At 69.0% G+C, this 20,596-nt stretch carries 21 protein-coding genes; 4 read left to right on the forward strand and 17 right to left on the reverse strand.

Annotated features, from left to right (window positions below):
• Positions 1-222: 222 nt before the first annotated feature.
• The 12 genes from dprA to rpsP all read right to left on the reverse strand — a co-directional run bounded on the left by dprA (position 223) and on the right by rpsP (position 9,734).
• The gene (gene dprA, locus ACFYYW_RS05975) at positions 223-1,512 is read right to left on the reverse strand and encodes a DNA-processing protein DprA (RefSeq protein ID WP_387645687.1); all 1,290 of its coding nucleotides are present in this window, start codon (positions 1,510-1,512) and stop codon (positions 223-225) included.
• Between the two features lie 55 nt (positions 1,513-1,567).
• Entirely contained in the window at positions 1,568-3,109 is a 1,542-nt protein-coding gene (locus tag ACFYYW_RS05980) for a YifB family Mg chelatase-like AAA ATPase (protein ID WP_352323793.1), read from the reverse strand.
• Positions 3,110-3,463, reverse strand: a complete 354-nt coding sequence (locus ACFYYW_RS05985; protein ID WP_387645692.1) for a YraN family protein — start codon at positions 3,461-3,463, stop codon at positions 3,110-3,112.
• 1,042 nt (positions 3,464-4,505) lie between these two features.
• Entirely contained in the window at positions 4,506-4,829 is a 324-nt protein-coding gene (locus ACFYYW_RS05990) for a DUF2469 domain-containing protein (protein ID WP_026215037.1), read from the reverse strand.
• 39 nt (positions 4,830-4,868) lie between these two features.
• Entirely contained in the window at positions 4,869-5,537 is a 669-nt protein-coding gene (locus ACFYYW_RS05995; RefSeq protein ID WP_364416892.1) for a ribonuclease HII, read from the reverse strand.
• A 50-nt stretch (positions 5,538-5,587) separates the two neighbouring features.
• Entirely contained in the window at positions 5,588-6,184 is a 597-nt protein-coding gene (gene lepB, locus ACFYYW_RS06000; RefSeq protein ID WP_352330985.1) for a signal peptidase I, read from the reverse strand.
• A complete protein-coding gene (lepB, locus tag ACFYYW_RS06005) occupies positions 6,184-7,041 on the reverse strand; it encodes a signal peptidase I (protein WP_364389018.1) in 858 nt (285 codons plus the stop codon). The genes lepB (ACFYYW_RS06000) and lepB (ACFYYW_RS06005) overlap by 1 nt, the downstream gene beginning before the upstream one ends.
• A 142-nt stretch (positions 7,042-7,183) precedes the next feature.
• Positions 7,184-7,546: a 50S ribosomal protein L19 gene (gene rplS, locus ACFYYW_RS06010; RefSeq protein ID WP_352329490.1), complete on the reverse strand. Its 363-nt coding sequence runs from the start codon at positions 7,544-7,546 to the stop codon at positions 7,184-7,186.
• Between the two features lie 137 nt (positions 7,547-7,683).
• Positions 7,684-8,463 (reverse strand): tRNA (guanosine(37)-N1)-methyltransferase TrmD, encoded by a 780-nt coding sequence (gene trmD, locus ACFYYW_RS06015; protein ID WP_387645697.1) that lies wholly within the window; start codon positions 8,461-8,463, stop codon positions 7,684-7,686.
• Positions 8,463-8,963 (reverse strand): ribosome maturation factor RimM, encoded by a 501-nt coding sequence (gene rimM / locus ACFYYW_RS06020; protein WP_358283744.1) that lies wholly within the window; start codon positions 8,961-8,963, stop codon positions 8,463-8,465. The genes trmD and rimM overlap by 1 nt, the downstream gene beginning before the upstream one ends.
• Before the next feature lie 74 nt (positions 8,964-9,037).
• On the reverse strand, positions 9,038-9,283 hold the full coding sequence (locus tag ACFYYW_RS06025) for an RNA-binding protein (protein ID WP_020546537.1): 246 nt from the start codon (positions 9,281-9,283) through the stop codon (positions 9,038-9,040).
• A gap of 1 nt (position 9,284) precedes the next feature.
• Positions 9,285-9,734, reverse strand: coding sequence for a 30S ribosomal protein S16 (gene rpsP / locus ACFYYW_RS06030; RefSeq protein ID WP_352329496.1), 450 nt, complete (start codon positions 9,732-9,734; stop codon positions 9,285-9,287).
• A 254-nt stretch (positions 9,735-9,988) separates the two neighbouring features.
• Between rpsP and ACFYYW_RS06035 the strand changes: the two genes are divergently transcribed.
• A complete protein-coding gene (locus tag ACFYYW_RS06035) occupies positions 9,989-11,404 on the forward strand; it encodes a hypothetical protein (protein WP_387645701.1) in 1,416 nt (471 codons plus the stop codon).
• A gap of 347 nt (positions 11,405-11,751) precedes the next feature.
• On the opposite strand, the gene ffh is transcribed toward ACFYYW_RS06035, so the two are convergent.
• The 5 genes from ffh to ACFYYW_RS06060 are packed head-to-tail and all read right to left on the reverse strand — an operon-like array spanning position 11,752 to position 17,573.
• Positions 11,752-13,305, reverse strand: a complete 1,554-nt coding sequence (gene ffh / locus ACFYYW_RS06040; protein ID WP_352329499.1) for a signal recognition particle protein — start codon at positions 13,303-13,305, stop codon at positions 11,752-11,754.
• 57 nt (positions 13,306-13,362) lie between these two features.
• Positions 13,363-13,923: an ATP/GTP-binding protein gene (locus ACFYYW_RS06045; RefSeq protein ID WP_352350493.1), complete on the reverse strand. Its 561-nt coding sequence runs from the start codon at positions 13,921-13,923 to the stop codon at positions 13,363-13,365.
• Between the two features lie 7 nt (positions 13,924-13,930).
• Positions 13,931-14,323, reverse strand: a complete 393-nt coding sequence (locus ACFYYW_RS06050) for a DUF742 domain-containing protein (RefSeq protein WP_352350303.1) — start codon at positions 14,321-14,323, stop codon at positions 13,931-13,933.
• A 5-nt stretch (positions 14,324-14,328) separates the two neighbouring features.
• Positions 14,329-14,751, reverse strand: coding sequence for a roadblock/LC7 domain-containing protein (locus ACFYYW_RS06055; RefSeq protein WP_364389029.1), 423 nt, complete (start codon positions 14,749-14,751; stop codon positions 14,329-14,331).
• Positions 14,748-17,573: a nitrate- and nitrite sensing domain-containing protein gene (locus ACFYYW_RS06060; RefSeq protein WP_364416886.1), complete on the reverse strand. Its 2,826-nt coding sequence runs from the start codon at positions 17,571-17,573 to the stop codon at positions 14,748-14,750. The genes ACFYYW_RS06055 and ACFYYW_RS06060 overlap by 4 nt, the downstream gene beginning before the upstream one ends.
• A gap of 462 nt (positions 17,574-18,035) precedes the next feature.
• Between ACFYYW_RS06060 and ACFYYW_RS06065 the strand changes: the two genes are divergently transcribed.
• Genes ACFYYW_RS06065 through ACFYYW_RS06075 form a run of 3 tightly spaced genes read left to right on the forward strand, consistent with a single transcriptional unit; the run spans position 18,036 to position 20,586 of the window.
• Entirely contained in the window at positions 18,036-19,022 is a 987-nt protein-coding gene (locus ACFYYW_RS06065; protein WP_352329415.1) for an ABC transporter substrate-binding protein, read from the forward strand.
• On the forward strand, positions 19,022-19,798 hold the full coding sequence (locus ACFYYW_RS06070; protein ID WP_358283732.1) for an ABC transporter permease: 777 nt from the start codon (positions 19,022-19,024) through the stop codon (positions 19,796-19,798). The genes ACFYYW_RS06065 and ACFYYW_RS06070 overlap by 1 nt, the downstream gene beginning before the upstream one ends.
• On the forward strand, positions 19,795-20,586 hold the full coding sequence (locus tag ACFYYW_RS06075; RefSeq protein ID WP_352329412.1) for an ABC transporter permease subunit: 792 nt from the start codon (positions 19,795-19,797) through the stop codon (positions 20,584-20,586). Before ACFYYW_RS06070 ends, ACFYYW_RS06075 begins: the two co-directional genes overlap by 4 nt.
• Positions 20,587-20,596 lie beyond the last annotated feature (10 nt).

The following is a 20,596-nucleotide window of genomic DNA, read 5'->3' on the forward strand; positions in this document are numbered from 1 at the left end:
TGTGCAGCTCAACCTCCCGAGCATCCGTCCGAGCGGCCCGGCACCGCACGGCACGAACGGCGGCTACGGCGCGTGGTTGAGCATCGCATTACCCACATGTCAGTCATTTTCGGTCGCTTCCATGCCCCCATCCCCCCACCATCTCACCCCATGAACTCTCCGCCTGGGTCTTGGTGGCTGCCACATCGGTGGTGCCGCATGCCCCTACGTCGCAAGGGTTGGTCAGGTAAGGGGTGCGAGTTCTTCGGGGTGGGGCGGGGGTGGGGTGTCGTCTTCCGCAGGTGGCGGGAGGTCTGTGGCTGGGGCTTCGTTGGCCGGGGGTGGGGCCAGGGCCATGGTTTCTGGGGCTTTCGGGTAGCTCGATGTGGTTTTGCGCAGGCGCCAACCGCCGCCAGCTCGTTCTATGTATCCGGCCGCGGCCAAACCGCCCAGGGCGCTCAGTGTGATGTCCATGCTGACGCCCGCTGAGACCGCTATCGACGCCGGACCGGCGCCGCCGCGGGTGGGGATGGCGTCCAGGACTCTCTTGGTGGATTCGCTCAGACCGTCGCGGGGGACGACGGGCGTTCGGGTCTGGGGGGCCAGGTCGTCGCCGATGACGCCGACGAGTTCGATCATTTCCTCCGGAGTGGTGACACAGACCGCCTTGCGTTCGCGCAGGAGTTTGTGACAGCCGGCCGACAACGCGGACGTGGTGGGCCCCGGCACGGCGCCCAGGTGCCGGTTGAGAGTGAGCGCGTGGCCTGCGGTGTTCAGGGCACCGCTGCGCAGGGCTGCCTCCACGACGGCCGTACCCCTGGTCAGGGCGGCGATGAGGCGGTTCCTGATCAGGAAGCGGGCACGGGTGGGGTGGACGCCGGGCGGGCATTCGCTCATCACGACGCCCTGCTCGCGGGCTTGGGCGAAGAGCTCCTGGTGGCCGCTCGGGTAGCAGATGTCCACTCCGCAGGCGAGAACGACCACCGTGGGCGAGCCGCCCAGCAGGGCGCCCTTGTGGGCCGCGCCGTCCACCCCGTAGGCGCCGCCGGAGACGACGGACCAGCCCGCTTCGCTGAGGCCGATGCCGAAGTTGGCCGCGATGTGCAGGCCGTACTGGGTGGCGGCTCGGGCTCCTACGACGGCCACGGACTGCAGGCAGGCGAAACGGAGGTCTGCCGTGCCGTGCAACCAGAGGCCGAGGGGGCGGCTCGGGCCGAGATCGTCCAGTTGCGTGGGCCATTCGGGATCGCCGGGGACGATCAGCCTGGCTCCGCGCTTCTCGCCGGCCTCCAGATCGGCGGCGGGCTTCGACGCCGCCAGCCGGAGGAACCAGGCGTTCAGCCGCCCCGACAGGTCACACGGACGTTCCTGCCGGGACTCCTGGGCGGTGAAGGCCGGTGGAAGTGCGCGCTCGCGGATCGCCTCCACCGCTCCGGAGGCACCGAGGTGCGCCACCAGACGGCCCATGGCCGTGTCGCCCACGTCGGCGGCTCGCATGAGGGCCGCACGCGCCTCATGCTCTGGACTGGTCACAGGGGCCTCCTGGTGATTTTCATGGGCGGGTTCGTGGGCAAGCGGTTGGCCGGGGTCACGGTCGTACTCCGAGCCAGAAGCCGAGGGCTGCGGTGGTCTCGTCCTCTTCTGGACGGTCCTTGCCGGCGAGGTCGGCGAGGGTCCAGGCGACGCGCAGCGTGCGGTCGAGGCCGCGGGCGGTGAGTGAGCCCGAGTCGAGGCAGGAGGTCATGGGCTTCATCGCCGCATCCGACGGACGGAAATCGGAGTGGAGGACGGATGAGGGGATCTCGGCGTTCGTCCGCCAGGGGGTGTGGGCCAGGCGTTTGACGGCGCGTTCGCGGGCCAGCAGGACGCGTTCGGCCACTGTCTCGCTGGATTCGACGAAGTGCCGGTCGGCCAGGAGTTCGCGTCTGGACGAACGGGCGACCGTGACCTTCATGTCGATGCGGTCGAGGAGGGGGCCGGACAACCGGCCCAGGTATCGGCGTCTTGTGGTGGGCGAACAGCGGCACGTCGCGCCGGCCTGGTCGTCGGCCTGGGCGCAGGGACACGGGTTGGCCGCCAGGACCAGCATGAACCGGGCGGGGAACGTGACCGACGCCGCGGATCTGGACACCGTGACGCGCCCCGACTCCAGCGGTTGCCGCAACGAGTCGAGGACGTGACGAGGGAACTCGGGGGCCTCGTCCATGAACAGCAGGCCCCTGTGCGCAAGAGAGACCGCTCCTGGACGGACGACCGTGCTGCCACCACCGATGATGGCGGCCGCCGTCGCCGTGTGGTGGGGGCTGACGAACGGCGGACGGTTGATCATGGGACTGTCCGGCGGCAGCAACCCCGCGACCGAGTGGATGGCTGTGACCTCCAGGGCGTGGTCGAGCTCCAGGTCCGGCAGGAGGGTGGGAAGGCGTTCGGCCAGCAGGGTCTTGCCCGTGCCGGGCGGGCCCACCATCCACAGGTTGTGGCCGCCCGCGGCGCACACTTCCAACGCTCGGCGGGCCACGGGCTGGCCGACGACGTCCGCCAGGTCGACGGCGGACTGGGCCACGGGCTTGGGCGTGTCGACACGGTCATCGGCCACGGGTTCGGGCGGCTTGTCGCCTTTGCGTAGCCATTCGACCAGCTGGCGCAGGTGAGCCACCGGGACCACGTTCACGTCGGGGACCAGGCCGGCTTCCCCCGAGTTCTCCGAGGGGACGATGATCGTGGCGTCTTCGTGCGCGGCCGCGGCGCCGAGGATGGACGGGAGCACGCCGCGCACTGGCCTGATGCGACCGTCGAGGCCGAGTTCGCCCAGGAAGAAGGGCTCGGCGATGCGTTCCGCGGGGACGACTCCTGCGGCGCCCAGGATGGCCATGGCGATGGCGAGGTCGAACTGGGACCCGCGCTTGGGGAGGCTGGCGGGGAAGAGGCTGACGGTGATACGGGCGTCGGGCCATGGGTAACTGCTGTTGACCACGGCGGATCGCACCCGGTCGCGGGCCTCGCTGAGCGCCGTGTCGGGAAGGCCGATGAGGTGGATGCCGGCCAGGCCGTTGCCCACGTCGGCCTCGACCTCGACGCTGCGGCCGCTCACCCCGACCAGCGCGACGCTGCGGGTCCGGGCCACGGCCATCTAGATCGCCCCCCGTATGTGGCGCAGGGCGAAGTTGCCCGCGAAACGCTCAAGGGCGATCACGTCGATGCGAACGGCTTCGAAGGACCGGGACTGCGCCGACAGCCATTTGGTGGCCAGCATGCGGAGCCGCGCCAGTTTGGTGTGGTTCACGGATTCCAAGGCTGTGCCGTGGGATCTGCTCGATCTGGTCTTGACCTCGACGACCACCAGGACTTGACCGTCCACGGCGATGATGTCGATCTCGCCGCGGCGGCAGCGCCAGTTGCGTTCGAGGATCGTCATCCCCTTGGCTTCGAGGTAGATGGCGGCCAGGTGCTCGCCTTCTTTGCCGAGCTCGTCTTTCGGGGCCATGGGTGGCGTCCCTTCGTCCGTCGTCGGTGCGGTGTTCGGTCACCGACCTTGGCGGATGGCAGGGAGATCAGATGGAGGCGAACGGGGTTCTGGGGATAACCGGGAGAGCTGGGCGGCGGCTTGTGGATAACTCCCCACAACGGAGACTCGTTGCCGGCACCAGGAGGCGTCGTCATCGGTGCGTCCCATGCCGGACGACGGAACCGGACGTTGCTGATCAGGCGCAATGTACGGGGTGACGGTCCTGCGGGGATGGTTCACGCCATGGAATCTGCAGCTGCCCAGCTCCGGCGGACGGTGGCGGACCACGAGCCCTACGGCCCCTGTGCCGCCCCCTGCGGCCCTCCACAGCCCCTGATGCCCATGCGGACGGCTGACGGCGATGGTGTGACACGACGCGGCCATTTCGCGAGGCGGCACGTGCGGGGCGGCATATGGCAGGAGGCGGGTCTCACGCGGCGGGGAGGCGGCCCCACGCGGCGGGATGGGGAAAGACGCCCTGTGTACTGGGCCAGATGGCGTTCATCTTGAGCTAGCTGTCAACGCTCTTCGCGGGCCAGGCGTCGCTACCCCGAGCCGGCTAGCGCTTCCGCATGCCCGGCGGCCCCACCTTGCGTTCAACGACGACTCACCGCAGGCCGGATGACGGCCAATGCGTGCTGATGGCGCCGGCGTGGACGCGGGAGCGCCCCAGCCCACGCCAGTGCCGAGCGGGTGCCGAGCGGGTGCCGATAATGCCCGGCAATCAGCAGACAAGGTGCCAGCGGGCATCAGGGGTGATCAGCATGGGCCGGTGCGCGGGTCACATGCGCACAAGGCACCGGCCCGATGAGGTCGGGCATTGGTCAATCAGCAGCAAGGCTTCCTGGGACCTGGGGCCGATCAGAGCGATGTCCGCCCAGGGCTGCGGCGTCAGGCGCAACACCAGAACCCTGGAACTCCAGGTCCAAGCACAAGCGCACCCAACCCCGACACGCCGCCACCGGACGCACCGAGAACCCCCGCCATCCCACCGGCCCCGCCTGGACGGCGCCCCTTCGACCTACCCCGAGAACCCTTCCTTGGGCATCTCCAGGTCGGCCTTGGCCAGCTCTTCCACGTTCACATCCTTGAACGTGACCACCCGCACGTTCTTCACGAACCGCGCCGGCCGGTACATGTCCCACACCCAGGCGTCCTGCATCTTCACATCGAAGAAGACGTCGCCGTTCTCCGCCGTACGGACGTCGAGATCGACCGAGTTGGTCAGATAGAACCGACGCTCGGTCTCCACGACGTAGGTGAACAACCCGACGACATCACGGTATTCGCGGTAAAGCTGCAGCTCCATCTCGGTTTCATATTTTTCGAGATCCTCTGCGCTCATCGCGGTCCTCCTGTCGTACCGGTCCCCCGGTTCGCCTGCTCAGGCAACCCCGGCCCCCATCTCATTTTCACCCATGCCCCTGGCCACCGTGACGAAGGAGTAACGGTGTTCAGGGCACGGGCCATGTCTCTCCAGTGCCAAACGGTGTCCTGGCGTGACATACCCCTTGTGCTCGGCGAAACCGTACTGAGGGAACCTTCGATCCAGCTCGACCATCAGGCGGTCCCTCGTCACCTTGGCCACGATCGACGCGGCCGCCACGCAGGCGGCCACCTGATCCCCCTTCCACACCGCCAGGGACGGCGCGGGCATGCCGGGCACCGGGAAGCCGTCCGTGAGGATGTACTCCGGATCACATGGCAACTGCGCCACAGCCCGCCGCATTCCGGAGATGTTGCTCCTGTGCAGCCCCCGGGCGTCGATCTCGGCGGCCGGGATCACCACGACGCCCACGTGGGCGGTGGCGACGACGCGGTCGTACAGACGCTCGCGCACCAGCGGAGACAGCAACTTGGAGTCACCGAGACCGTCGATCTCCCTGCGCAGGACGACGGCCGCGACGACCAGCGGTCCGGCGCAGGCGCCACGGCCCGCCTCGTCGACGCCCGCGATCGGGGTCAGCCCACGGCGGGCCAGCGCCCGCTCGTAGGCGTAGAGTCCGGAATCGCGCCGGACGACGCTCGGTCGTGGGCGGAACGCAACTGTCATGACACTCGAAGCGTACGCCCCATTCGCCGCAAACCGCGACCGAAAGCCCCTTACTTGACCTTGTCGAAAGTCTCGGGCGTGGAGAACAGGTAGCCGCGCGACAGCGGCCAGTAGCGGACGACCGCCTTGCCGATCACGTCGTCGACGGAGATGAAGCCGCCGCCGGGCTCGTCCATGTGCGCGCGCGAGTCCGCCGAGGCGGTGCGGTGGTCGCCCATCAGCCACAGTTTGCCGGCCGGGACGGTGACGCTGAACTTGTCGCCACCGCCGAAGTCGCCGGGGTAGAGGTAGGACTCCTCGTCGAGCGGCGTGCCGTTGACGCTGATGCGGTGCTTGGAGTCGCAGCACACCACCTTGTCGCCGCCGACGCCGATGACCCGCTTGATGGTGTCCTCGCCGGTGCGCCAGCCCTTGAAGACCACGATGTCGCCGCGCTCGGGATCGCCCGCCAGCTTGTTGACGAAGACCCGGTCGTTGATGAGCAGGGTGTTCTCCATCGACTCCGACGGGATGTAGAACGACCCGATCACGAACGCCTGGAGCAACAACGCGATGCCCACGCCGAGCACCAGCAGCAGGACGGTCTCCCGGAAACCGCCCTTTTTCTTCTCTTTGGCCACGCCCTCCGCCTTCTTGGTGACGGCCATCAGCGCTTCCTCCCCAACCGGCGCCGACGAACCAGGACCAAGGGTACGGCCAGCCCGAACCCGGCCACCAGCGGTACGGAGCCTCCAAGTGCCTGAAGCGCGGGCTGCGCGAAGGTGTCAGGTATGGACAACACGCCCGCCCGGTTGAACGGCCAGACGATCACGAAGGCCCGGCCGATGACCTGACCTTCGGGAATCGAGCCGCCGCCCTGGTCGCCGGTGTGCGAGCGGGAGTCGAGCGAGACGGAACGGTGGTCGCCCATCACCCACAGCCGCCCGGGCGGCACGGTGATGTCGAAGAACCTGTCGGACGGCACGTTGCCCGGATAGAGGTAGCTCTCCTCGTCGATGGCCGTGCCGTTGACCGTGATGCGCCCCTTGGAGTCGCAGCACTTGACGTGGTCGCCGCCCACGCCGATGACCCGCTTGATGTAGTCCTTCTCGCCGGGGACGACGCCGAAGGCCGTGCCGACCCAGCGGAAGAAGGCCGCGATCGGGTTGGACGGCTCCTCGACCTCGAACTCGCCGTCCCAGGAGTCGACGCCGGAGAAGACGACCACGTCGCCGCGCTCGATGTCACGGGTGTGGTAGACGAGCTTGTTGACCAGGACCCTGTCGTTCTTGAGCAGGGTGTTCTCCATGGACTCCGACGGAATGTAGAAGGCCTGGATCACGAACGTCTTGATGATCAGGGCCAGCACGAGGGCCACAACGACAAGAACGGGAAGTTCTTTCCAGAACGACCCCTTCTTCTCCTTGTCGCCCTTTGCCGGCTTCTGAGTCTCTTCGGCGACCACGTCCACCTCGTCCTCGACAGGGCGGCGCGAAGCGCCGTACTCCTGGTCTTCGCTTGTCATCGCTGACGAGCCTAGATGATGGAACGGCTCGACAAGCCTCGACCGACGTTACACCCACGCACGAGTCGCTCCACATAAAGGAAATGGCCCCGCAAAGCCGAAAGGCCCGTGCGGTGCACGGGCCTTTCGGAAAAGATTGGGGTTACTTCGCGGGCGCGGTCTCACGCTTCTCGCGGATACGGGCGGCCTTGCCGCGCAGGTCGCGCATGTAGTAGAGCTTGGCGCGACGCACGTCACCGCGGGTCACGAGCACGATCTTCTCGATGACCGGGCTGTGCACCGGGAAGGTGCGCTCGACGCCGACGCCGTAGCTGACCTTGCGGACCGTGAAGGTCTCGCGGGCGCCGCTGCCCTGCCGGCGCAGCACGAAGCCCTTGAAGACCTGGATACGGGAGCGGTTGCCTTCGACGACTCGTACGTGGACCTCGAGCGTGTCACCGGGGCGGAACGCCGGGACGTCGCTCCGAAGGGTCGCCTTCTCGAGCTCCTGGATCTTCGTGTGCATGAGAGCTGTCCTCAAGTCCTCGCGAGCACGCGGAGGTCCACCCGGCCGGAGCTCGCGGCGGACACGCTTGCTGATTTGATGAACCCGGGACCGTTACCCGGGCATGACGGACCAACCGTGTGATGGTCGGCAGCGATTCAGTTTGCCACATCTTCCGGCCGGACGCGAAACGAGAGCTCGTCGAGCAGCTTCCTGTCGTGCTTGTCGAGCGTCTCGGGATCGAGTGCCGCGGCCAGTTCCGGCCGGTTCCGCACCGTACGCCGGAGCGCCTCGTCCCGTCGCCATCGGGCGACTTTTCCGTGATGTCCGGACAGCAGCACCGCGGGCACCTCGTGCCCGCGCCAGACCGGCGGCTTGGTGTAGACCGGGCCCTCGACCAGGTTCTGCATCGAACCCGGCGCGAAGGAGTCGTCCACGGCCGACTGGGCGTTGCCCAGCACGCCGGGCAGCAGCCTGCCGACGGCCTCGACCATCACCAGCACCGCGACCTCGCCGCCGGCCAGCACGTAGTCGCCGATGCTGACCTCGTCGACGCGCAGCCGGGCGCCGTACTCGGCCATGACCCGCGAGTCGATGCCCTCGTAACGCCCGCAGGCGAACAGCAGCCACGGCTCGGCGGCCAGCTCCTGAGCCATCTCCTGGGTGAACGGCCGCCCGCTCGGCGTCGGCACGACGACCCGCGGCGCGCCGTCGCCGATCACCGAGTCGATGGCCTCGCCCCAGACCTCGGGCTTCATCACCATGCCGGGACCGCCGCCGTACGGCGTGTCGTCGACCGTCCTGTGCACGTCGTGCGCCCAGTCGCGGAGCTGGTGGACGCGTACGTCGAGGGTGCCGCGCTCGCGCGCCTTGCCGATCAGCGAGACGTCGAGCGGGGCGAAGTACTCGGGGAAGATGGAGATGATGTCGAGGCGCATCACAGCAGGCCCTCTGGCGGGTCGACGACCAGGCGCCCGCCCGTCAGATCGACCTCGGGCACCAGGGCCTTGACGAACGGGATGAGCGCGTCGTCCTGCCCGCGCCGGCGCACGACCAGCAGGTCCTGGCCGTGGTGCAGCACGTCGGTGACCTCGCCGACGGGCTCGCCCGACACGGTCTCCACCGCCAGCCCGACGAGCTGGTGGTCGTGGAACTCGTCCGGGTCGTCCGACGACTCCACGTCGGCCGAGTCGATGACCAGCATGGTGCCCCGGAGCTCCTCGGCCGCGTCGCGGCCGTGCACGCCCTCGAACGCGATCAGCAGCACGCCCTTGTGCCAGCGGCGGCTCTCGACCACGAGCGGCCCCGCGCTCGCCGGGTCGGTCGCGACGGCCACGCCCTCGGCGAAGCGCAGCTCGGGATCGTCGGTGCGCACCTCCACGGTCACCTCGCCGCGTACACCGTGCGGACGGCCTATCCGGCCGACGACCAGCTGCACGTAAACCCACCTTCTCCTAACGCAAGCGCCCCCATCAGCCCCTTCGGGACCGATGAGGGCGCGAATTCCTGACGCTAACGGACTGCTTCGTCCAGGTCGAGCAGATCGACCCGTACGTACTTCCCGTCGGCCAGGGCGTTCACAACGGTGCGCAGCGCCTTGGCGGTGCGCCCGCCGCGTCCGATGACCTTGCCCAGGTCCTCGGGGTGCACCCGGACCTCCAGGACGCGCCCGCTGCGAATGCGGCGAGCGCGGACCCGGACATCGTCGGGATGTTCGACGATGCCCTTAACGAGGTGCTCGAGAGCCTCCTCGAGCACGTCAGCCCTCGCCCTCGGTCGGGGTCTCGGCGGCGGGGGCGGCCTCAGCCTCTTCCTTCTTCTTGGCACGCTTGGGCGCCGTGGTGGCGGCCGTGCCGGTGTCGCCACCGGACAGCGCCTCCTTGGCCGCGGCCTCGTAGAGGGCGTGACGGTCGGGCGCGGGCTCGGCGACCAGCAGCGGCGCCGGGGCGGCCTCGCCCTTGAACTTCTGCCAGTCACCGGTGAGCTTGAGCAGCTTGAGCACCGGCTCGGTCGGCTGCGCGCCGACACCCAGCCAGTAGGCCGCACGCTCGGCGTTGACCTCGATGCGCGAAGGGTTTTCCTTCGGGTGGTACAGGCCGATCTCCTCGATCGCCCGGCCGTCACGCTTGGTGCGGCTGTCGGCGACGACGATTCGGTACTGAGCGTTGCGGATCATGCCGAGCCGCTTGAGCTTGATCTTGACTGCCACTGGTGTGGTCTCTCCTGCATTCGAGCGTGGGTGAACGGCACCTCATCGAGTGGGGCACGATGAGAGGACGTTCCAGGGACAGGCGTGGCCGGCAGGAGATGAGAGGGCACCCACCTGGTCACGATGTTCCAACATGTCATTCTGCCAGACCGCGGACAGTGCCTTCGACCTGTCCCGGCAGGCCGCGGCAAAGGCTCGGCAAGGGGCGCGTGTCACCTCGCCCGACTTGATCAACTTCCCTGCGGAATGGGTGGGTGACCACCACGACCCATCCGCTGCTCACGCGCGCGCGAGTGCTTACCGCCGGCGCGTCCGTCCTGCTCACCGGCGCCCTGTTCGGGCTCACGGCCACCGCCGCGGCGGGCGAGTTCGCCAACGCCAACGGTATGACCCTGACCATCACCGAGATCCCCGACGTGGGCCAGCCCGGCTTCTCGGGCACCTGGGGCACCGCCTCCGTGGGGCCCGACCCGGGCGTCGACAACGGTGACTGGAGCGACCCCGACAACGTCACCCAGTTCACCGACCTCGCCAACGAACAGCTCAACGCGAGCGGCCTCGATGCGCCCGACGTCTGGGAGGCCAGCGCCTCATTGGTCGTCGACAACCTCTTTCTCAACCCGAACGCCTCCGAGCCGCTGCTCGTCACGGGGAACGTCTCCACGCACGCGCGGTGCACGCCGCCGGCTCCGGCGATGGCGTCCACCCTGGTGACGCCCGGGTCCGTCACAGTGCTTGGCGTGCCCATCGAGGCGGGGACCACCCAGGTACGCGCGACGGGCGAACAACTCGGCTACCCGGGTGTGGCGTTGTCGTTCCTGACGGTGACCAGAACCGACAACGCCACGACGAACGACGCGACCTCCGCCGAGGCGGACATGACGATCTCGATCTCGGCTGACCTGCGGAGCGAGGACGGCGCCACCATCTACCAGGGGCCGCTGACCGAGGTCGTGATCGGGCGGGTCGAGGTCAACTGCGTCCCCAACCAGCCCACCCCGACACCCACGATCACACCCACGGTGACCCCGACGCCCACGCCCACCGTCACTCCTACGCCCACGGTGACCCCGACGCCCACGGTGACGCCCACCGTGACGCCCACGCCCACCGTGACGCCCACGGTCACACCCACGCCCACCGTGACACCCACGGTGACCCCGACCGTGACACCCACACCGACCGTGACGCCGACCGTCACCCCCACGGTGACGCCCACGCCCACCGTGACCCCGACCGTCACACCCACACCCACCGTGACGCCGACCGTGACACCCACAGTGACGCCCACGCCTACAGTGACGCCGACAGTGACGCCGACACCCACGGTGACCCCGACAGTGACGCCCACGCCGAACCCGACTCCGACGCCCAGCCCGACGCCCACCCCTGACTGCACTCACCGGCCGCACAAGCCGCACAAGGGACACGACAAGAGCTACTGGCCCCCGTGCGGATGGCCGCACAACCCGCATGATCCGCACCACCACGGCGGCCCGAGCGGCCACCACTGGCCCGACCACGACGGCGACTTCGGCATGGCGCCCGAAGACGCCTGGATGACCCAGACGTCGCCGCTCACCGGCCTGCCGATGTGGATGCCCGTACCCGCCGCCTCAGGCTGGCTCCTCATGGACCCCGCTCTGCAGTGGCTGCTCCTCTGCCGTTAGAGCAGGCCGAACGGCCTCACATCCGCGCGCCCGGTGACCGACCACGGTCCCGGGCGCGCTCCCGTTCGGACGAACGCGCACGCACCGGAGAACAGCGACGCACCCCCGACGCGCGGACCACCGTCATGGAGCCGGCGCGAGCAGGGGGCAGTGCGGCAAGGGCCGACGCGAGCAAGAGCGACGGCGAAACCACCAGCACCAAGACCGCCGGAGCAGGGGCCACCGACGCAGGCCCCGCAGGCGGACGCAGCGAACCTGGCAGGCGCACAGCCAAGCCGGGCGGACGTGCGGGCGGGGCGGGCGGGGGCGGGCGGAGTCAGGGGTCGTGCCCGCCCCGGCCGGTGCTGTTACTGCCCGGGCAGCTTCAGCTTCGACGGGTCGAAGCCCGGCGGCAGTTCGAGGCCCGGCGGCAGCTTGCCGCCCAGGTTCCCCAGCACTCCCCCGGCCTTGGGCGCGCCGCCCTCGCCGTCGGGCGACGATGACGCCGACTTCTCCAGGCCCGCCTTGCGCGGGTCGCCGCTGACGCGCCGCCCCTTCTTGGCCTTCTTCTGGGCCTTGGACGCCTTCCCGCGCCCCCCGGGCATGCCCGGCAGCCCCATGCCCCCGGCCACCCGCTTCATCATCTTCTGCGCCTCGAAGAAGCGCGTGACGAGGTTGCTCACGGCGCTGACCGTGACGCCGGAGCCGGCGGCGATGCGGGCGCGACGGGAGCCGTTGATGATCTTCGGGTCCTGCCGCTCGCCGGGCGTCATCGAGCGGATGATGGCGGCGATGCGGTCGAGGTCGCGGTCGTCGATGGAGTTGAGCTGGTCGCGCATCTGCCCCATGCCGGGCATCATGCCGAGCAGGTTCTTGATGGGGCCCATCTTCTGGACCATCATCATCTGCTCGAGGAAGTCGTCGAGCGTGAAGTTCTCGCCCGAGGTGAGCTTGCCCGCCATCTTGGCGGCCTGCTCCTCGTCGAACGTCTTCTGCGCCTGCTCGATCAGGGTGAGGATGTCACCCATGTCGAGGATGCGGGAGGCCATCCGGTCGGGGTGGAAGGCGTCGAAGTCTTCCAGCTTCTCGCCGGTGGAGGCGAACATGATCGGGCGGCCGGTGATGTGCCGCACCGACAGCGCGGCGCCGCCGCGGGCGTCGCCGTCGAGCTTGGTCAGCACGACGCCGTCGAAGCCGACGCCGTCCATGAACGCCTGGGCCGTGGTGACGGCGTCCTGGCCGATCATGGCGTCGACCACGAACAGGACCTCGTCGGGGCGGACCGCGTCGCGGATGTCGGCGGCCTGCTTCATCATCTCCTGGTCGATGCCCAGGCGACCGGCGGTGTCGATGATGACGATGTCGTGGTTGAGCCGCCGGGCCTCGTCGATCGAGCGGCGGGCGACGTCGACCGGGTCGCCGACGCCGCTGCCCGGCTCGGGCGCGAAGACGGCGACCTGGGCGCGCTCGCCCACGACCTGGAGCTGCTGCACGGCGTTGGGCCGCTGGAGGTCGGCGGCGACCAGCAGGGGCGCGTGGCCCTGCTCGCGCAGCCACCGGGCCAGCTTGCCGGCCAGGGTGGTCTTACCGGCGCCCTGGAGACCCGCGAGCATGACGACGGTCGGCGCGGTCTTGGCGAAGCGGAGCCTGCGGGTCTCGCCGCCGAGGATCTCGATCAGCTCGTCATTGACGATCTTGACGACCTGCTGCGCCGGGTTGAGCGCCTGGGAGACCTCGGCGCCGCGGGCGCGCTCCTTGACCTGGGCGACGAACGCCTTGACCACCGGGAGCGCGACATCGGCCTCGAGCAGGGCGATGCGGATCTCGCGGGTGGTGGCGTCGATGTCGGCGTCGGACAGCCGACCCTTGGATCGGAGGGAGGAGAAGACCGATGTCAGCCGGTCGGAAAGCGTCTCGAACACGTGGTTGGCCAGTCCTCGAAGCGAATGTACGTCTAAGACTTCAGCCTATCCGCTCTCCTAGCCGCTCCAGCCTGGCACGGCCATCCGGACGGTCAACGCGTGCTCGACGAGGTTGATCAGAGCGCTTTTGACCGAGTCCTTCTGGCGGGCGTCGAGACGCACCAGCGGGATGTGGGGGGCCAGCGTGAGGGCGTCGCGGACCTCGGCGTCGCTGTGGGCGTACGTGCCGTCCCAGCCGTTGATCCCCACGATGAAGGGGAGTTGCGCCTCCTCGAAATAGTCGATCGCGGGGAAGCTGTCGGCCAGGCGGCGGGTGTCGACCAGCACGACGGCGCCGATGGCGCCGCGGACCAGGTCGTCCCACATGAACCAGAACCGGTGCTGTCCGGGCGTGCCGAACAGGTAAAGGATCAGGTCGCGGTCGAGAGAGACGCGGCCGAAGTCCATCGCGACGGTCGTGGTCGACTTCAGCGGCGTCATGCCCAGGTCGTCGATGCCGGCGGAGGCGTCCGTCATGACGGCCTCCGTCGTGAGCGGCATGATCTCCGAGACCGCGCCGACGAACGTCGTCTTGCCCACGCCGAAGCCGCCGGCCACCACGATCTTCGTCGAGGTCAGACCGGGGCTAGAGCCTGCGAAGTCCACTGAGCACCCTTTCCAGCAGGTTGACGTCCGGCCTACCCGCATCCAGCTGCGGCTGATGCACCCGTACCAGGCCCTCGGCCGCCATGTCGGCGATCAGAACACGCACCACACCGAGCGGGATCCGCAGCAGCGCCGACACCTCGGCGACCGACCGCACCTGACGGCAGAGCTGGCTGATCGCCTTGTACTCGGGGGTGATGTGGGAGAACTCCCGGTGTTCGGCGGTCGCCGACGAGACCAGGGCCTCCATGGCCAGCTTGACCTTGGGCGCGGTACGCCCGCCCGTCACCGCGTACGGGCGGACCGGCGAGGCCGGGTCCGAGCTGACCGGCGGCTGGGGCTCCCAACCGCCGCTGTTCCAGGAATCCGTCACCTACATCACCTGGTCTGGCTGGCGCGCAGCTCCGCGCGCACCGCCGGGGTCAGCACCTGACCGGCGCGATCCACCATCAAGGTCATCTGGTACGCCACCAGCCCCATGTCGCAGTCGGGAGCCGCCAGGACCGCCAGACACGAGCCGTCGCTGATCGACATGATCAGCATCAGCCCGCGCTGCATCTCCACGATCGTCTGGTTGACCGCACCGCCTTCGAAGACCCTGGCCGCACCCTGCGTGAGACTCACCAGTCCCGACGCGATGGCGGCCAGCTGGTCGGCCCGGTCAGGCGGGAAACCCGACGATGCCGCGAGCGGCAATCCGTCGGATGACACGACCACCGCGTGCGCGACCCCCGGGACGGTACTGACGAAGTCGGTGATCAACCAGTCGACTCCGCGCGCCGAGTGGCTCAGGTCATTCACGCGCCCTCCTCCCTACTGTCGTTCCTCGGGCCGGATTGGTAGGTCCTGCCCTCGCTGATGTCGTCACGCGCTGCTCGGAAGCCCTGCTGGAAGCTCGACAACCTGCTGCGCACCCGGTCCGGCGAGACCGACGGCATGGGAGCCACGCCCTTGGGCGCGGACGCGGTGTCCGCCGATCCGGGCACCAGGTTGGCCTTGGGCACCCGCTTGGGCAGTCCGGCCGCCGTCGAGCCGTCGCGTACGGGCTCCACCACGGATGCCGCCGCGTTCCAGCCGGCGTCGGCCTTGGCCGAGCCCCAGGTGGCGCTGGGCTCGCCCTGGTCGAACCAGGCCGACTCCACCGCGGCGAAGATCGGCAGGTATTCGTCCCCGCCGGAGGCGGGCTTGACGACGGGGATCGGGCCGGTCGCCGCCGACTCGGTCTCGGGGTAGTCGTACTTGGAGGCGGGCGACGTCTCCTGCGGAGGAGCCGACCAGGGGCGGGGCTCCTCGGGGGGCAGGCCGCGCTGCGGCGGCGCGTGCTCTCCGGTGACCGGCCCGCGCGAGGACACCCAGACGTCGGACGACGAGTCCGGCAGCCAGTCGGAGCCGGTGTTCGTCGACTCCGTCGAGGGCCACTGCGGCATCGCGGACGGCATCGCGGACGGCATGGAGGACTGCATCGAGGACGGCAGCGAGTTCGGCATCGACGGCCACGACCCGCCGGCCGGCTCGGACGGGTACGAGGGGTAGGACGGGTGCCCGGGGGCGAGCCCGAAGCCCGAGGCGCCGGGCCACTGCTGGGCCCCGGCGGCGGGCTGGGAGGCGGCGAAGGCGTCCTCGCGGGCGGTCGGGGCGGCGGTGTTGCCGCCCGCGCCGGCGACCGCGGCGGGCTGGGCGCCGAGCAGCGTCTCGGGGATGAGGACCATCGCGGTCAGGCCGCCGGAGCCGTGCGGGCGCAGCTGCACCCTGATGCCGTGCCGGTGGGCGAGCCTGGCGACCACGAACAGGCCCATGCGGCGGGAGACCGACACGTCCACGGTGGGGGCGTCGGTCAGGCGCTCGTTGGCCTGGACCAGTTCCTCGCCGGTCATGCCGATGCCGGAGTCGCTGATGGAGAGCATGATCCCGCCGCCGTCGATCCTGCTGCCGGAGACGGGGACGCGGGTCTCGCGCGGCGAGAACGACAGCGCGTTCTCGATGAGCTCGGCCAGCAGGTGGATGACGTCGTTGACGGCCTGGCCGGCGATGGAGACGCCCTCGGGGACCTCCAGGACGACGCGCTCGTAGTTCTCGACCTCCGACAGGGAGGCGCGGGCGACGTCGACCAGCTTGACCGGCTGGCTCCAGCGCCGCGGCGGGTCCTGACCGGCCAGCACCAGCAGGTTCTCGCTGTTGCGCCGCATACGCGTGGCCAGGTGGTCCAGCTTGAACAGGTTGCCGAGCCGCTGCTCGTCCTGCTCGCCCTGCTCCAGGCCGTCGATCAGGGTGATCTGCCGCTCCACCAGCGTCTGACTGCGCCGCGACAGGTTCACGAACATCGCGTTGACGTTCGAGCGGAGCCTGGACTCCTCGCCGGCCAGCCGGACGGCTTCGCGGTGGACCTCGTCGAAGGCGCGGGCGACTTCACCGATCTCGTCCTTGGAGTTGACCTCGATCGGCGGGACCTGGAGCTGTTCCGGGCTGACGTCGGTGTTGCGCAGCTGCCGGACCAGGTCGGGCAGCGTCTGGCCGGCGATCTTCAGGGCGTCCGAGCGCAGGCGGCGCAGCGGGCGCACCAGCGAGCCGGCCATCAGGGCGGTGATCGCGAGGACCAGCACGAGCAGGCCCACCACGACGCCGATGTTGATCGCGGCGAGCTGCCGGTCGCTGCTGGCGATGTCGGCGCTTCGGGTGGCGATCTGCTCCGACAGCGACTTCTGCACGGTGTGCAGGCGCTCGACGGTCTCGGTGATGGACTGGAACCACTGGTCGGTGTCGTCCCTGGTCGAGGTGTCGAGCCGGCGCAGGGACTGGTTGGCGTTGTGCAGCAGCACCGCGCGGCTGGCGTAGAACTCGGCTCGGCCGATCTTCAGGCTGGCGACGGTGTTGTCGTAGAACTGGCGCTGCGCGGGCGTGGCGACGGCGCGGAAGGAGTCGCGCTCGCTGTTGCGGCGGGAGCGGGCGTCGAGGAAGGCGTTGTACTCCGGTTCCTCGAACGAGCCCCTGATCAGGGCGCTGGTCAGCAGGCCGCGCTGCTTGGAGGCCTCCTCTTCGGCGCGGGCGACGGCGCGCAGGGCCGCGCTGGTGGCGATGATCTCCTCGTCCGTGGAGCCCTGGCCGAGCTCGTCGTAGAGCTGCAGCAGCTCGGCGATGACCTCGGAGTACTTCTCGCTGGTGGGCAGCGGGCCGAGCTTGGTCTCGGCGACGGCCTTGCGCATCGTGGGGATCTGGCCGAGCCGGATCCGGATGTGGTCGAGGGACTTCCTGCCGAGGTCGGACAGCGACGTTTCGGACTTCTTCCCCGCCTCGAGGGTGCTGGCGATGCGCTTGTCGACGATCTCGTGCTGGCTCTTCAACCGCTGCTCGTCGGAGGCTCCGCGGTTGGTGGCGACGTGGCGGGTGGCCAGGTCGCGTTCGAGCCCGAGGTCGCGGGAGAGCTCGCCCAGCTGGGCGACCAGGGTCCCCACGCTGCTGATGTCCTGGTACTGCTGCGCGCTGTTGATCGACGTCGTGACCCGCAGGGCGCCGAGGACGACGGCGACGAGCGTGGGAATGGCGATGAGGGCGATGAGGCGGGTACGCACGCGCCAGTTGCGCAGGGCGAACGGGCTGCCCGCCTTGGGCGGGTGGGCCGGCTGCACCTCGCCGTCCGCGGCCTTTTCCGGGGCGTCCGGAGCCCTGCCACGACCGGATCCGGTCGTTGTTGTCCTCACTGGTGGCAACCTCTCGCCATGGCCTGCTTCAGGGGGAATCAGCGGCTTCGTCACGCGGACGAGTGATCGCAGGCAAGTTCGAGGCCCAATTTGAGCACAAACCTCATACTTAGGCCAACGTTTCGGTGGTTTTCAACCGTTCCACATCGCACTCCCTTCACGTCGCATACCAGTGCACACGGAGCGCAACCACCGTCCCAATACGGACAAATCGCCACTAAACATACTTAATCTCCAGATTTACATCTACAACGCTGATTTGTCATATTTTCGCGATAAACCTACATATACGCGGCATAGCGCTGTAGATCCGAAGTCGGCTCCGGTACGCTTCACGCCCGGCATCCCGTGCCGATCTCCGGAACTTCCCCCTGGTAGGAGAACCCCCCCATGACACGCACTATGCGCGGTCACGCCATTGTCGTCGGCGTGGCTCTGGCGCTCACCCTTGCCGGCTGCGGCGGAGGCAGCGGCGAGACCGCGAAGAGCTCGGCCAACAGCAAGGGCCTGGAGAAGACCACCATCAAGGTCGGCGCCCTCCCCGTGCCCGACGTTGTGTCGGTCTATCTTGCCAACGAAAAGGGCTTCTTCAAGGAAGAGGGACTGACCGTCGAGCCGGTCACCATCACCGGTGGCGCGGCGGCGTTGCCGCAGATCGAGAGCGGCGCGCTCGACATCTCGCAGACCAACTACGTCTCGACCTTCCTCGCGGTGAGCAAGGGCAAGAAGATCAAGCTGGTCGCGGACATGTACCAGGCCGCGCCGAACACGTTCAACATCATGGTGCCCAAGGACTCCCCCATCAAGACGGTGTCGGACCTCAAGGGCAAGACGATCTACGTCAACAACCTCAAGAACATCGCCACCCTGGCCGTGGAGACGCAGCTCAAGGTGGCCGGTCTGGCCGACACCGACGTCAAGTTCGTGGAGAAGCCGTTCCCGGAGCAGGGCAACGCGATCAACACCGGGCAGGCGGACGCGGGCTGGATGACCGAGCCCTTCATCACCGCCAACCAGAGCACCTTCGGCTTCCGCAAGCTCGCCGACACCATGACCGGCCAGACGGAGGACTTCCCCATCGCCGGCTGGATGGCCACCGAGGACTGGGTGCAGAAGTACCCGAAGACGCTGGCCGCCTTCCAGCGGGCCATCGCCAAGGCGCAGCAGCTCGCCTCCAGTGACCGCAAGGTCATCGAGGAGACGCTGCCGAAGTACACCAAGATCGACGCCAAGACGGCCTCGGTGATCACGCTCGGCACGTACCCGAGCGAGCTGAACGAGAACCGGCTGCAGAAGGTCGCCGACCTGATGCTGGAGTACAAGTACCTCACCAGCCCGGTCGACGTGAAGTCGGTCATCGCCGCCCCTGCAAGCTGATGAACACCGCGCGTCTGCTCCGCGGCGCCGCCGGCGCCGCGGGGTTCCTCATCGCCGGTGAGCTGGTCATCCGTTTCGCGCTCAGCGACGGCGTGATCTTCCCGGCGCCCTCCGTGATCCTGTACGAAGCCGTGCGCCTGCTCGCCGACCCGGTGTTCACGGAGGGCCTGGTCACCACCCTCACCAACTGGGCGCTCGGCCTGCTCGCCGCCATCGTCGTGGCCGTGCCGCTGGGCGTGCTGCTGGGGGCGGTGCCGCCGGTGGAGCGGGCGATCCGGCCGCTGCTGGAGTTCATGCGCCCGATCCCCTCGGTGGCGATCATCCCGCTGGCGATCCTGCTGATCCCGGTGGACGGCCTGATGAAGGTCTCGGTCATCGTGTACGCGTCCATGTGGCCGATCCTGATCAACACCCTGTACGGCATGCAGGACGTGGACCCGCTGGCCAAGGAGTCCCTGCGCAGCTTCGGCTTCGGCCGCCTGGCCGTGCTGGCCCGGGTCAGCCTGCCGAGCGCCGCCCCGTTCGTCGCGACCGGCATCAGGATCGCGGCCGGCATCGCGCTCGTGCTCGCGGTCAGCGCCGAGCTGCTGGCCGGCGGCACGGCCGGGATCGGCGTCTACACGATCCAGGCGGGCAGCGGCAACCGGATGGACCTGATCATGGCGGCGACGTTCTGGGCCGGGGCGTTCGGGGTGTTCGCGAACCTCGTCCTGCTGGCCGGCGAGCGGCGGCTGTTCCGCTGGCACCGCGTCCGGATGGGGGCGTCGGAGTCGTGAGGCGGCTGTCCAGGCTGTGGGTGGTGCCGGTCGTGCTGGTCGTCTGGGAGCTGCTCGGGCGGCTCATCGACGACAGCGACTTCCCGCCGCCGCTCACCATCGTCACCAGCATGTACCAGATGTGGTTCTCCGGACCCGTCTCCCACCTGTTCCTCACCGAGGACGCGATCGGCAACATCCTGCCCAGCCTCGGCCGCATGTTCAGCGGCTGGATCCTGGCCTCGCTGCTCGGGGTGCTGCTCGGCGTGGCGCTCGGCCGTTCCAAGGCGGCCACCGACTACGTGGACGCGCTGTTCGAGTTCGGCCGGGCGATCCCGCCGCCGCTGCTGCTGCCGCTGTTCGTCGCGCTGTTCGCGCGCACCGAGCACGCGCAGCTCAGCATGCAGCTCGCCACGATCGTGTTCGGCGTGATCTGGCCGGTGCTGCTCAACACGATCGAGGGCGTCCGGGCCGTGGACCGCACCTACACCGAGACCGCCACCGTGTTCGGCCTGTCCAAGGCACAGCGCCTGCGCGTGGTCGTGCTCCCCGCCGCCTCGCCGAAGATCTTCGCCGGGCTGCGGCTGAGCCTGTCGCTGGCGCTGATCCTCATGGTGATCTCCGAGCTGTTCGGCAGCACGGACGGCATCGGCTACCAGCTCCTGCAGGCCCAGCGCAGCTTCGACGGGCCGGGCGTGTGGGCCGCGATCGCCCTGCTCGGCATCCTCGGCTACCTGGTGAACTCGCTGTTCGTGCTGGCCGAGCGCCGCCTGCTGGTGTGGCACCGGCAGGCCAACCGCAACGTCTGACTTCTGGAAG

Origin of the sequence: Nonomuraea sp. NPDC001831, from assembly GCF_042892035.1 — a bacterium.
In the GTDB taxonomy this organism is placed as follows: domain Bacteria; phylum Actinomycetota; class Actinomycetes; order Streptosporangiales; family Streptosporangiaceae; genus Nonomuraea.

What these genes read in the sequence shown, in the direction of transcription:
- ACFYYW_RS05980 (WP_352323793.1), bottom strand. Translation starts at nt 3,109, where the DNA reads ATGGCCGTGGCCCGGACCCGCAGCGTCGCGCTGGTCGGGGTGAGCGGC.
- ACFYYW_RS05985 (WP_387645692.1), bottom strand. Translation starts at nt 3,463, where the DNA reads ATGGCCCCGAAAGACGAGCTCGGCAAAGAAGGCGAGCACCTGGCCGCC.
- ACFYYW_RS05990 (WP_026215037.1), bottom strand. Translation starts at nt 4,829, where the DNA reads ATGAGCGCAGAGGATCTCGAAAAATATGAAACCGAGATGGAGCTGCAG.
- ACFYYW_RS05995 (WP_364416892.1), bottom strand. Translation starts at nt 5,537, where the DNA reads ATGACAGTTGCGTTCCGCCCACGACCGAGCGTCGTCCGGCGCGATTCC.
- lepB (WP_352330985.1), bottom strand. Translation starts at nt 6,184, where the DNA reads ATGGCCGTCACCAAGAAGGCGGAGGGCGTGGCCAAAGAGAAGAAAAAG.
- lepB (WP_364389018.1), bottom strand. Translation starts at nt 7,041, where the DNA reads ATGACAAGCGAAGACCAGGAGTACGGCGCTTCGCGCCGCCCTGTCGAG.
- rplS (WP_352329490.1), bottom strand. Translation starts at nt 7,546, where the DNA reads ATGCACACGAAGATCCAGGAGCTCGAGAAGGCGACCCTTCGGAGCGAC.
- trmD (WP_387645697.1), bottom strand. Translation starts at nt 8,463, where the DNA reads ATGCGCCTCGACATCATCTCCATCTTCCCCGAGTACTTCGCCCCGCTC.
- ACFYYW_RS06065 (WP_352329415.1), top strand. Translation starts at nt 18,036, where the DNA reads ATGACACGCACTATGCGCGGTCACGCCATTGTCGTCGGCGTGGCTCTG.
- ACFYYW_RS06070 (WP_358283732.1), top strand. Translation starts at nt 19,022, where the DNA reads ATGAACACCGCGCGTCTGCTCCGCGGCGCCGCCGGCGCCGCGGGGTTC.